At 27.6% G+C, this 11,802-nt stretch carries 13 protein-coding genes and 2 pseudogenes; 8 read left to right on the top strand and 7 right to left on the bottom strand.

Annotation, left to right across the window (positions count from 1 at the left end):
• Positions 1–17 precede the first annotated feature (17 nt).
• A complete protein-coding gene (locus BFL38_RS11975; protein WP_069727250.1) occupies positions 18–491 on the bottom strand; it encodes a bacteriohemerythrin in 474 nt (157 codons plus the stop codon).
• A 15-nt stretch (positions 492–506) separates the two neighbouring features.
• Positions 507–947 carry a bacteriohemerythrin gene (locus tag BFL38_RS11980; protein WP_069727251.1) on the bottom strand — a complete coding sequence of 147 codons (441 nt, stop codon included), beginning with the start codon at positions 945–947 and terminating at the stop codon, positions 507–509.
• A gap of 951 nt (positions 948–1,898) precedes the next feature.
• On the opposite strand from BFL38_RS11980, the pseudogene BFL38_RS11985 reads away from it, so the two are divergent.
• The 3 genes and pseudogenes from BFL38_RS11985 (at position 1,899) to BFL38_RS11995 (ending at position 3,173) form a co-directional block, all read left to right on the top strand.
• Positions 1,899–2,135: pseudogene (locus tag BFL38_RS11985) on the top strand (hypothetical protein).
• An 8-nt stretch (positions 2,136–2,143) separates the two neighbouring features.
• Entirely contained in the window at positions 2,144–2,443 is a 300-nt protein-coding gene (locus tag BFL38_RS11990; RefSeq protein WP_069727252.1) for a hypothetical protein, read from the top strand.
• 22 nt (positions 2,444–2,465) lie between these two features.
• Positions 2,466–3,173, top strand: a complete 708-nt coding sequence (locus BFL38_RS11995) for a hypothetical protein (protein WP_069727253.1) — start codon at positions 2,466–2,468, stop codon at positions 3,171–3,173.
• A 19-nt stretch (positions 3,174–3,192) separates the two neighbouring features.
• Here the strand turns inward: BFL38_RS11995 and BFL38_RS14710 are convergent.
• The 4 genes and pseudogenes from BFL38_RS14710 to BFL38_RS12010 form a co-directional block, all read right to left on the bottom strand.
• Positions 3,193–3,568, bottom strand: a pseudogene (locus BFL38_RS14710) (Rpn family recombination-promoting nuclease/putative transposase); the annotation flags it as partial.
• A gap of 165 nt (positions 3,569–3,733) precedes the next feature.
• Positions 3,734–4,981 (bottom strand): cell division protein FtsA, encoded by a 1,248-nt coding sequence (gene ftsA / locus BFL38_RS12000; protein ID WP_008722636.1) that lies wholly within the window; start codon positions 4,979–4,981, stop codon positions 3,734–3,736.
• A 120-nt stretch (positions 4,982–5,101) separates the two neighbouring features.
• The gene (locus BFL38_RS12005) at positions 5,102–5,596 is read right to left on the bottom strand and encodes a hypothetical protein (protein WP_069727254.1); all 495 of its coding nucleotides are present in this window, start codon (positions 5,594–5,596) and stop codon (positions 5,102–5,104) included.
• A gap of 3 nt (positions 5,597–5,599) precedes the next feature.
• Positions 5,600–6,256 carry a hypothetical protein gene (locus BFL38_RS12010; protein ID WP_069727255.1) on the bottom strand — a complete coding sequence of 219 codons (657 nt, stop codon included), beginning with the start codon at positions 6,254–6,256 and terminating at the stop codon, positions 5,600–5,602.
• A 233-nt stretch (positions 6,257–6,489) separates the two neighbouring features.
• Here BFL38_RS12010 and BFL38_RS12015 point away from each other — a divergent pair, with 233 nt between their 5' ends.
• The 3 genes from BFL38_RS12015 to BFL38_RS12025 are packed head-to-tail and all read left to right on the top strand — an operon-like array spanning position 6,490 to position 8,947.
• The gene (locus BFL38_RS12015) at positions 6,490–7,173 is read left to right on the top strand and encodes an ATP/GTP-binding protein (RefSeq protein WP_069727256.1); all 684 of its coding nucleotides are present in this window, start codon (positions 6,490–6,492) and stop codon (positions 7,171–7,173) included.
• 7 nt (positions 7,174–7,180) lie between these two features.
• Positions 7,181–7,942, top strand: coding sequence for a hypothetical protein (locus BFL38_RS12020; protein WP_069727257.1), 762 nt, complete (start codon positions 7,181–7,183; stop codon positions 7,940–7,942).
• Positions 7,943–7,966: 24 nt separating this feature from the next.
• On the top strand, positions 7,967–8,947 hold the full coding sequence (locus BFL38_RS12025; protein WP_069727258.1) for a glycosyltransferase family 9 protein: 981 nt from the start codon (positions 7,967–7,969) through the stop codon (positions 8,945–8,947).
• A gap of 6 nt (positions 8,948–8,953) precedes the next feature.
• Here the strand turns inward: BFL38_RS12025 and BFL38_RS12030 are convergent, their stop codons facing one another.
• Positions 8,954–9,964: an SDH family Clp fold serine proteinase gene (locus BFL38_RS12030; protein ID WP_069727259.1), complete on the bottom strand. Its 1,011-nt coding sequence runs from the start codon at positions 9,962–9,964 to the stop codon at positions 8,954–8,956.
• Between the two features lie 180 nt (positions 9,965–10,144).
• On the opposite strand from BFL38_RS12030, the gene BFL38_RS12035 reads away from it, so the two are divergent.
• The gene (locus BFL38_RS12035; RefSeq protein WP_069727260.1) at positions 10,145–11,104 is read left to right on the top strand and encodes a flagellar filament outer layer protein FlaA; all 960 of its coding nucleotides are present in this window, start codon (positions 10,145–10,147) and stop codon (positions 11,102–11,104) included.
• Positions 11,105–11,231: 127 nt separating this feature from the next.
• On the top strand, positions 11,232–11,795 hold the full coding sequence (locus BFL38_RS12040) for an isochorismatase family protein (protein ID WP_069727261.1): 564 nt from the start codon (positions 11,232–11,234) through the stop codon (positions 11,793–11,795).
• The last annotated feature ends 7 nt before the right edge of the window (positions 11,796–11,802 follow it).

Genomic DNA, 11,802 nt, shown 5'->3' on the forward strand with positions numbered 1-11,802 from the left:
TTATAAAAATAATAAAATCAATTTATTTCTTCTTCATACATTTTAGCTAATGTAGTTTTTACTTCAGCTATAAATTTTTTATCTTCAAGCACTATATGATTAAGCAGCCAATCTTTTAAAAAAGTAATAAAATCTTTAATTACTAAATCATCACCTCGCTCATAACTATTAACTTCATCAACTATTTTGAGAGAGAATGCTCTATGTTTAGATATATGGTCTTTAGATCCGGAATAATTTATGGCATTCATAATTTTTTCTTCATAGGCAAAGTGATAAGTGGCATAGTCTATAGTTCTTTTGATGATTTCTTTAAATGATTTTTGTACTTCATCATCTCTAATATCACCTCTAACACCTGTTTCATAAAGATCATTTATAATATTAACTAACTCTTTATGCTGATTATCTATTCTTTTATAACCAGTTTTAAATCTATCTTCCCATTTAATCCAGCCTTTTTTAACAATAACTTCTGCCATTTGTTCCATAATTAAAGCTCCTTATTATTCTTTAGAAAGTTTTTCTAATGCTTCCTTAACTTCCTTTATAAATTTTTTATCTGTAACTAAAATATGGTTTAAAAACCAATCTTTTAGATACTGAACTAAATTATTAATAGCATCTAAAGAACCATTTTCATAGGATTTTACATAATTAAAGATTGTTTGTGCAAATTCTCTATGGTATGAAGAATGTTCTATTATTTTATTGTATTTAATAGCATGCATTATTTTTTCTTCGCAAGAAAAATGATATGCTACATAATCAACAGTTTTTATTAAAGCCTTTTTAAACTGTGATTTAAGAGATTCATCTTTTGAATCTTTATTATCCATACAATCATGCAAATCATTAATTATCTCTATTAATTCCAAATGCTGATCATCTATTCTTTTATATCCTACCTTATATTTATCTTCCCACACTATGTATTTTTCTTTCATAATTATTCCTTAAATGAAAAAACAATTATGTTAAATATCGTAATATGTATACTATTTATTATATAAATATTTCTGCTTTTTTAAAGATAAAAATGGAATTTATTAAAATTTTATCTTTATTGTTAGTATAATCAAACAATTAAAACGACTAATAGACTTGTTTAAAAAGTAATTTAAGAGATTGTATATGAAATTTTGATAATTTATCAATTACAAAAATAATACTTTATAACTGCATAAACCATTTATTCTAATGTATTAATATACAGTTTCTTAAACCTAACGACACATTCCGACACCAAAAGCGGACTTCGTCAGTACGATTCGAGAGGCAGACTTAGCAGTATTTTCTTTATCATAAGGTGAATAGACCGCAAATTTAAAATACGCTTGGGTGTGTGCTAACAGATGTTAATTAAATCATAAAACAGTATAAAGCTAAAATTCAAAGTAAAGCAATTAAACATAAAGGGCGGGGATTGAGAAAAAGTTTTTAATTTTTTTTGACTTTTACTAATTCCCACCCTCTAGGCTTATTATTTAATCTGCAATTATAATTTTTAATTTTATTCATTGTCTAAAAAGAATTTTTAGCWGCCCACCCAAGCTTTTATTAGGTTTATGACTTTTTTAACGCACGCAGAATAGATTTTAAAATATTGCAAAAATTGTACTATTAATCCTTTTATACATTTTTCTTCGTATACCGTGCGGTGAATAGACTGCAAATTTAAAATACGCTTGGGCGGGTGCTAACAAATGTTATTTAACTCATAAAACAGTATAAAGCTAAAATTCAAAGTGAAGCAATTAAACATAAAGGGCGGGGATTGAGAAAAAGTTTTAATTTTTTGACTTTTACTTATTTCCCACCCTTGTCATAGCAGAAAAACAGCAAAAGAAGATGGAGCTTTTGGAAATAAAAAGAAAGATTATTAATAGGATATGATTATGAAAATAGATAGTCAAAAACAATATATACATATAGAACGAGATAATAAAGAAGAACGTATTATTATCGATGCTAAAAATATTAGCAGCGAAGATACTATTTATTTGTTGACTGAGTTTATCTTCTTTGTAACTAAATAAGAAAATGTACCTGCTGATGGTTTTGTTGATATAATAAAAAATGCAGTAAAATTAAAAATAAAATTAGAAAATGAAAAAAATAATAATATTTTATAGAGGATAAAATGGAACAGATTATTAGAGAAACTTTTTATAATTACAAAATATCGTTTCAAGAAATGGAAAATAAAATGCAGATATTAAAGCAGAAATTGATTGATTTTATTATAGATAGTTATTCTCCAGATATCATAATAGAGGCATTTAATGGATTTAGTTTTTATTTAAATGATAGGTTTCATAGAATAACCATAGATAGAGGAAATGTTCTATTAGATATAAATAAAAAAGAAATAAATATAGATAGTAAAGAAATATTAAAAAAATATATAGATGAAACAATAATTTTTAATTCTAATATTTAATATAATGTTAGTTGGAGGAGCGATGAGAGAGCTAAACTTTGTAGAAGATAATGGACTTTTTGGCATAACTTTTAAGTCTGACAATAAAGCAGAAGCTAACACTATTATGAATGCTATACAGAGGTTTATATCAAAAAATAGCAGCAATGAGAAAAAAGGAAATATTGATTTTTCTGTATGTCCTATAGGTGAGTACAAAGGAACTGTATGGATTCTAATAAATACTATTTCATTAAAACAATATCTTTCAAATTATAATTTGCAAGAAGGATATAGAAATAGAGTTATAGAAGAATTGAAAAAACGAGGTGAATATATTGATGATAACAATATAGAAGAAGGAGAAAAACCAATAAAAGAAATATCAAGAAAAACTGAGCTTGAAAATAAAATACAATCTATAACAAATGGCAGAGCATACAATGAACTGACAGGCGAAGAACTTGAGAAAATAATTCCATTAGATAAAGAATTATCAGCTTTATATAATACCACAGAAACTGCAAAACACATTTTACAAGGCAGAAAGTTTAATCATATCCGTGAACTTGAAAATAAAATAACACAGGGCAGAAGACTATCAGAACTTACTCTTGAAGAATTGGGAAAATTAAAAGAAATAACAATGATAGAGAGTTATAAAGAAGATATACAAAAAGAAATTGATAAAAGAGAAAATAAATCTTTTGAAGAAACATTAAAAGAAAACAATGAGATAATATCTTTCTAAGAAGATGAAGAACAGTCTAATTATAAAATATCTTCATAATACTAATCATCTGACTTATATTAATGTATAAATCACTTTCTTTTAACTCAGAAGCTATATTTTTAGCTATGTAGTATAATATTCTTTTTATAAAATTATTATTTCCGACTAATTGTATTTCAATAAGTATTTTTTACCATCTTTAGTTTTTGCTTTAACATCTAGAATAGACTCTTTTAAATTCTCATTTTCTGATAAGTTATAAGGATTAATAATTTCAAGATTACTCACAGATTCAAAACCAACATCATTTAAAACAGCATTAACAATATTTTCTCTAAAAAGATAGCTTCATCTCCTTCAGTACCGATTAAGTATCGTACAAATAAATCATTAAGTCTGTTAATCTCTTTCATAGTTTAATTATACTAAAAATGATTTAATTTGTCAAAATGTATATAGTTGATTTTGAGTATTATAAAAGTTATGGATATCTGATTATTGGGTATAATAAAATATTATACCACAATAAGTTATATATGAGGTATAATATTAATTATGTTGATATATTAAATTTCAAATTATTTGAAAAACTCAGAGAAAGGATTTTTAAAGTTGAATTTAAATTTACCTTTTTCAGATGTTTTTTTATGCGGTATGTTTACCTGAGTAGCTTCATCTAAACTCATCATAAGTATTCCAATAACGGCTGAATATGCAGGATTATTTGCTATATCTCTGATGCCTTCAATTTTATCAGGCACACCTATTCTGGCACTAATAGGGGCAGCACCTTTAACAGCAGTTTGATAAGCCTTAGCAAGTTCTACCAATCCCGGAAGCAAGGCACCTCCTCCTGTAAACACCATACCAGCAGAAAGAGAATCTATATACTTCATTTTATTTAATTCTTTTCCGCATAAGCTGAAAATTTCTTCTACTCTAGGCTGTATAATTTCAGTTAATACTCTTTTAGGTATAGTACGCATTTGTCCGCTTGCAGTAGGTACTTCAATAATTTCCTTTTCTCCAACCATATCTATAAATGCAAAACCATGATCTCTTTTTAATCTTTCAGCAGAAGGTATTGTGATTCTTAATCCTTCGGCTATATCATTAGTTATATGCTGACTTCCTACAGGTATAACAGCAGTATGCCAAACAGAACCTTCCAAATATACCATAATAGAAGTAGTGGAATGTCCTATATCAAATACCACTACGCCAAGCTCTTTTTCATCTTCAGTAAGACATGCTTCAGAACTTCCTCTTATATTAACTATAAAGTCTTTTCCGGAAAAACGCATTTTATTTAAAGTTTTTCTTAAATGTTCGCTTACATGTTTAAGCCCTGTTATGATATGCACTTTAGTTTCAAGTCTGGTTCCGGACATACCCACAGGATTTTTTATTTCATCTTGTCCGTCCAAAGAATATTCCTGTTCTATAGCTTCTATTATTTCTCTATCAGCAGGTATTAGTATATTTTTTGCACTTTCTAAAACTCTTTCTATTTCAGCAGGAGTAACTTCTTTATCTTTAGTATTAACACCTATTACACCTTTACTGTTTAATCCTTTTATATGATCCCCGCCTATTGCGGCAATTATATCAGGAGCTTGTAATCCGGCCATATGTTCAGCTTCATTTATAGATTTTTCTATAGCATTGGCAGCTGCATCTATATTGATAATAACTCCTTTTTTGATGCCTTCGCTTTCGCTTTCGCCTATACCTATAACATCTAATTTATCATTATTAACACGGGCAATGACAGTTTTTATTGATGCACTTCCTGCATCTAATCCTGCTAATATTGGCTCTTTCAAGTTTAAACTCCTAAATAATAATATTATGTTAATATTTTCGGTAAAAATAAAAGTATGATTAATGATTATTTTTTATGATTTTACTATGGTTTAATTAATTTAATGCTATTAGATATCAAATTATAAAATAACCCATTTGTTGTTTTCATAAGACATTACGAATGTTTGTCTTGCTTTTGAAGTAGTATCTTCTACTCTATCATAAACAGATGAATCGGCATCTATATAAGCCTTTTTTCCTTCCAATTTTATATCATAAACTTTTTCTATTTTAGTTTCAAATTCAAAATCTAATGAGGGATCGCTTTGTACATACTCATCAGCATTTTTTATATTTCTGCTTTTTCTTAATATTTCTTTATAATTTGTGGAATAGAATTTTTCATAAGCTATCCTTACGCTCTCCTGATTATAAGGCAATGAGTAAAACTCCTTTAAAGATGATAAAGCTAGATTTTTCAATTTATCTTCATCATATTCTTTGATTTCAACATTTTCTTTAAAATCTTCATCTTTTAGAATTATTTCAACTCTTTTAGTATTTTCTTTATTATTATTACTGCATGATATTGATGATAATATAGCAAATGATATTAATAATATATATTTAAACATTTATTAAAGTCCTTCCAATATAGATTTTCTTGTATTTTGAGGCGGCATAGCTTCTTTTTCTTTTATTCTAGTATCTGATGTTGTTGTAACATTATTCATATCTATATATTTTACAACGCTTGGTCTTTCTAATATTATTCTTATATCTCCATTCTGCCAGGCTACGGTATTGGCATTTAGAAAAGCTCCTTTAGTGTATTTAGCATTTAAAGCAGATAATAATTCAAGGAAATCAACTTGATTAGGCTGAAAATTTATAGTTATAGAATATAAAGCATCATTTTTAAATATGAAATATCCGCTTTTATAAAATTTATTTTCCTCTAATGCAAGGAATGTAGCACTTTCTTCAGCATTCAAATCTACAGTACCTGTCATATATTGTTTAGGCAAAGTCATAGTATTATCGCTTAATATAGCATTTATTGTATCTTGCCTTGTTGCCCCTAAAGTAATGTTTTTAAATCCTGTTATAGGAGTATCTATTACAGCAGGTTTTCTGCCCATTATAGCATCATTAGTTATATATTCATCATTATTCTGATTATTTTCTTCTGTTTGTGTATTATTTTGTGGCGGAATATAAGCATCATTTGTTGCATATTGAGAAAATAAACTGCATCCAAATACAAATATCAAAATAAATATATATTTTTTCATTTTTTATCCCAAATTTTTTATTTTATTCTTCTAATAAAACCTTATAAATACAATGTTGTTATATAGTATCGGTTATATTTTATTTCAAAATAGTAAATTTATTTTTCTGTTTTTTTATATTATATATACTTGCAAATTATGCAATTAAGGTTTATTTATTTAATTAAAAAAATTTGAAAAAATTATGAAATATATTATATTTTATTTATCAAAGGGTTTTTAGGAAATTAATTATGAATAAATACAATAGAGTTACAATCGTTTGCGGTCATTATGGAGTTGGTAAAACAACTTTTTCTATTAACTATAGTATGTATATTAGAAATTTTACATCTAAAGATATTTATATTGCTGATTTAGATGTTGTGAACCCTTATTTCAGATCCAGAGAGCATTCTTCGTATTTAGAAGAAAAAAATATAAAAGTTATAGGAAGTTACCTTCCGCAGTCAGGTTCTGATTTACCTGCGGTTTCTGCTGAAGTTTATTCTATTTTCGATAGAAAAGATATTATAGGCATAATTGATATGGGCGGCAATTCAGCAGGCAGTTTATCATTTGCTTCTTTTCGCGATAATGTTGATATTAATGAAACTGATGTTTTTTTTATTTTTAACGCTAACAGAAAAGAAAATTCTACTTTTGAATCGGCATTAGGACATCTTATTGATATAGAGTCTGTTCTTGGCTTAAAAGTTACAGGTATAATAAATAATACTCATTTAATGGATGAAACTTCTTTTGATGATATAGAAAGAGGAGAAAATATAGCGTATTATTTATCTAAAGAGAAAAATATTCCGATAAAATTTACTTGTATTAACAGCAAATTTTATCGTAACAATTCTAAAATATCAGCTAAATATGATTTATTTGTAATTGATTATGATATAAAAAAGATAGGAAATATTATATAGTTGATTTATGGATTATGCTAATGTCAGATTATATGAGATAGCCTCTATGTTATCGCCTAGTGTATATGAAACTATATTTTATAGTCAGTATCAAGGCCGTTCTGATAAAGATGCCATGATTTTAGATGATGAAACATTTGAGAGATGTCATGTATCTGATAATGTTTATAAGAATTTTCTATTTTCTAATGCTGCAAGGCTTGGAAAAAGTATTGATTATATAGGACTTAATCAGATGCATAGTGCTGTAATAGAAGATATGAAAATAACTGAAAATGAGATATCTGTAAAATTAAATGATATTATTTTAACTAATTTGGCTAATACTTTAATAGATATAAAATCTATGGATTTAAGATTGGAGCCTTTCTATATTACTTTATTATTTAAAGGTATAAATTATTATTCCAACAACTATATAGATGAGAATGAAAAATTAATACCTACTGATGAAAGCCCTGTAAATTCTGTATATCGTCAAGATCAATTATCTTTTATTAATGACAAGCATATAGATATAGTAATTTCAACGCAGTATGTAGATAATAAATTAAAATATATTATAATAAATTGCAGCAATATTGAAGTTGTTGAGTCTGCTAAAGATACTTGGAAAAATATTTTTAAAAATGACTTTTCTATGCTTTATGAATATTTTCAAAATATTAGAAAGTCTAGTAATTTGATAATGGAAGGAACTATTTATAAAACTATAATATCGGGATATGAAAAATTTATGGATGATTTTATAGATTTAGATGATTTTTAATTATATTTTATAATTTTATTTTTTATGGAAAATATTAAAAACTTACTTATACATTCTCCTAATTGGCTTGGAGATATAATCATGTCTATGCCTTCTATTCATTTAATAAAAGAAAAATATGAAGGCATAAAAATTACTGTAATGGCAAAAAAATCTATGTTTGGAATTTTTGAGGCTTCTGATTTAGTTGATGAATGTTTGGAAGTAAAAAGATTTCCTCATTTGAGAAAATATCATTTCGATGCTGCTTTGATTTTTCCTAATTCATTTGAAAGTGCTTTTAGAGTATTCGGGCATGGTATAAAAAGGCGTATAGGATATAAGGCTGATTATAGAAATTTTATGCTTACTGATGCAGTTGATAGAAAAGAAGTCAGGTGGATACATACATCGGATTATTATGTTAATTTACTTAAGGCTATTGGAATAAATGAACAAAGACCTAGTATTAAATTAAAAATAAAAGAAGATATATTAAATAAAGCAAAAGATTATTTAAAAACTGTGAATCCTGAGAATAAAAAAATATTTGCTTACGGAATAGGAGCAACTAATAGTGTAGGTAAGATTTGGAAAGAGGAGTATTTTGCAGAAGCTGCTAATTATTTGTCTAATAAATATGATGCTCTTACTTTATTTATTACTACTCCTAATGAAAAGGAGATATCTGATAAAATATCAGCAATGCTTTTAAAAGAGCCTATAATACCTTATATGTCATTAGATATGATAGCCGGTATTTTGAGCTTATGTAATGGTTTTATAGGCAATGATTCGGGAGCTATGCATTTGGCTTCTATTGTTGGGATACCGACTTTAGCATTATATTTTGCAACACCGGCATATCAAAATTCTCCTATTGGTATTAATAGTGAAATAATAGAAAAAAAGCCGGATAATCCTGCCTGTGTATGCGGCGGTAAAAAATGCAAATTAGAAACATTTGAATGCCGTAAGGTTATAAAGCCTAATGAGGTTATAAGCAAATTTGAATCAATAATATAATTTATATTATCGAATATGAAATTTACTTCTGTTTTGTTTTCCGTTTATTAAAGTATTTTTTATCCAAGAACTATTATCATTCATAGGAATCCATCTTCTCTCTTCAGCTCTATAATGCCAATCTTTATCTTCCTGATAATATATTTGTATTGTGCTGCCCTCATGTATATTTAATATTTCATTATCATGATAGTTAAATTCATCATAATCTGTGCAGGATTTCTGTCCCATTTCTGAGTAATATTCATTGAGCGACATTAATGATTCATTTAGTTTATCATCCATTTCTTTAACATTAAGCCCTAATTTTTTAGCCTCTCTTATAGTAATAGGGTAGTTATGAGAAGGATACGCAGAATTAAGCGAATTTGATATATTATCTATTAATTTTTGATCTTTCATATGGTATGATAGTATATCTTTGCATAGTTTTATTGATAAACTTGAGGCTCTGTCTACAGCCCCCAAAACTAAAGGGTGTATATATTTGTATATATGTTCATAAGGATTATTATCATTATTATTTGACTGCTCTTTCCATAACTTTATAACCCTAGCTAATTCGTCCTGACTGACATATACAAGACTATTATCTTTATTTACAGGGGATAATTCATGCTGAAGAGAAGTATCTACGGCAGTTATAAATGCTAAAGGTCCCATTTGTATCTCATCAGCACCCAAACAAAGCATTGTAGCGGCACTTGCAGCTTCTAAAGGCAGCAAAGCTACAACTTTTTTGGCAGACTCTCTAAGAAGATGTACTATTCTTAAAGAGGCCTGTCCGCTTCCTCCAGAACTTTTTATAAAGAAGTATATTTTATCGCATTTTCCTATATGTTTAAGTATATCAGAGAGTACAATTACATCATTTTGGCATACACTTCCGCCATTAGAGTTCCAATATGAAAGTAATGGGGCATCAAGCTGTTTAGTAATTTTATTAATAATCTCTTGAGTTTTAGAAAATAATATAGGCGGTTTAATAGTTTTCGTCTGCGATTTCTTATCAGCCATAGTATAAACCTCATTTTTAATTTACATAATTACATTTTTGAGTAATATTCTATATTAATAATAGATAATGTCAAATATTGATTTATTTTTTTGATTAAATTTGCTTGACAAATTAAGAAATTTAGTGTATAAAAGTTATATTATTATGCTTATTAATTAGTACAAGGAGTGCAATAAATTATGAAAAAGTTATTCGTAGTATTAACTTCAATTTTTATCGCTGCATCTGCTTACGGTTTAACAAACTCAACTTTGATTGATTTTGCTTTAACAGGTAATGCTGATAACTTACAAGCTGGAGAAGGTGATACAAATGAATTAGTTCCAGTTGCAGAAAATCTTTATAATGATAACTGGGTAGTATGGTTGAATGAATCTGCTAGATTAACAGAAAATCGCAGAAATTCTTATGTTACTAATGTAGATAGTAAAGGTAACAATGGTGCTTGGGAAGCTGGTAAAGTTCTTGGTATAAGAGTACATTTCCCATTAGCAGGTTGGAACAGCTATGCTTTAGTAAAACCAGTATATGAACTTGAAATGTATGGCGGTGCTGATGGTACTAAATATACAGAAGGTAAAGGTGTTATACATAATGTTGGCGAAATTAAATCTATAAGCTCTTGGGTTTACGGACGCAATTTCTTAGTTAGCTATTTTGTAAACTTACAAAATGAATATGGTCAATTAAAATCTTATCCTATGGGTGCTCTTTACTTCAATGGTTGGAGACAAGTAAGATGGGAAAACAGAGAATATTTACCTAATGTTCGCGACAGAGTATTAGTAAGAGAACCTCTTTATCCTAGAATGATCCCTTCTATTAAATTAGATTCTTTAGGTTTCTACAGAACTAAAGATACAGTTGGAGGAGATTTTATCACTTATGTTAAAGATGTAACAGTTGAGTATGATGTAGTAGTTGTTGATGCTGAAGAAGATATCGATGATGAAGGTACTTGGCAGATCTTAAAAACTGAAAATGACAGAAAACAAGCTATAGAAGCTGCTAGAATACGCGAGCAAGCTGAATTAAGAGCTCTTGAACAAAGACGTATCGGTGACGGTACTCAAGAACAAGGTGCTGCTGATCAAGGTGCTGCTGCTGATCAAGGTGCTGCTCAAGAACAAGCTCAATAATAAATTAGTTTGGAAATAAAAGGCTAATTAATAGATTAAGGGGAAACTTGATAGTTTCCCCTTTTTTTATTGTATTTTTTCTATTTTAGAATATAATTTTATTAAAATTATATTTAAGGAGTTATTTATGAGATTAATGAAAGAACCTCTAATAAATAAAGATGATACTCTATATATTTGTATTGATGAACAGGTTAAATTAGTTCCTGCTATATATGATATTGATACTGTTATCAAAAATACTAATATGCTTTTTAGAACTGCTGATATGCATAATATTCCTGTTTTAGTTACAGAACAGTATCCTAAAGGTCTTGGCGGTACTGATGAGAAAGTTAAGCTGCCAAAAAATTATAAACTTTTTGCTAAGGAATATTTTAGTATATTTGGTACTGAAGATTTTGTAAATGAGTTTAATTCTATCAATAAAAATAATATTGTAGTTTTTGGTATAGAAACTCATGTTTGCGTTTATTACAGTGTTGTTCATTTACTAGAAAATGGATATAATGTATATGTTGCCGCTGATGCCTGCTCTTCCAGAACTAAAGAAAGTAAAGATATAGCTTTAAAGCAAATGGCTAATCTTGGTGCTAATATAGTAACTACAGAGATGATCATATTTGGTCATATAGAAAATTGTAAGGTTCCTTGTTTTAAAGATGTTAGTAAATTATTAAAAGATAATTAATATATAA

It is taken from the genome of Brachyspira hampsonii (assembly GCF_001746205.1).
In the GTDB taxonomy this organism is placed as follows: domain Bacteria; phylum Spirochaetota; class Brachyspiria; order Brachyspirales; family Brachyspiraceae; genus Brachyspira; species Brachyspira hampsonii_B.

Coding starts and splice junctions, on each gene's coding strand:
- BFL38_RS11975 (WP_069727250.1), bottom strand. CDS start 491: ATGGAACAAATGGCAGAAGTTATTGTTAAAAAAGGCTGGATTAAATGG.
- BFL38_RS11980 (WP_069727251.1), bottom strand. CDS start 947: ATGAAAGAAAAATACATAGTGTGGGAAGATAAATATAAGGTAGGATAT.
- BFL38_RS11990 (WP_069727252.1), top strand. CDS start 2,144: ATGGAACAGATTATTAGAGAAACTTTTTATAATTACAAAATATCGTTT.
- BFL38_RS11995 (WP_069727253.1), top strand. CDS start 2,466: ATGAGAGAGCTAAACTTTGTAGAAGATAATGGACTTTTTGGCATAACT.
- BFL38_RS12005 (WP_069727254.1), bottom strand. CDS start 5,596: ATGTTTAAATATATATTATTAATATCATTTGCTATATTATCATCAATA.
- BFL38_RS12010 (WP_069727255.1), bottom strand. CDS start 6,256: ATGAAAAAATATATATTTATTTTGATATTTGTATTTGGATGCAGTTTA.
- BFL38_RS12015 (WP_069727256.1), top strand. CDS start 6,490: ATGAATAAATACAATAGAGTTACAATCGTTTGCGGTCATTATGGAGTT.
- BFL38_RS12020 (WP_069727257.1), top strand. CDS start 7,181: ATGGATTATGCTAATGTCAGATTATATGAGATAGCCTCTATGTTATCG.
- BFL38_RS12025 (WP_069727258.1), top strand. CDS start 7,967: ATGGAAAATATTAAAAACTTACTTATACATTCTCCTAATTGGCTTGGA.
- BFL38_RS12030 (WP_069727259.1), bottom strand. CDS start 9,964: ATGGCTGATAAGAAATCGCAGACGAAAACTATTAAACCGCCTATATTA.
- BFL38_RS12035 (WP_069727260.1), top strand. CDS start 10,145: ATGAAAAAGTTATTCGTAGTATTAACTTCAATTTTTATCGCTGCATCT.
- BFL38_RS12040 (WP_069727261.1), top strand. CDS start 11,232: ATGAGATTAATGAAAGAACCTCTAATAAATAAAGATGATACTCTATAT.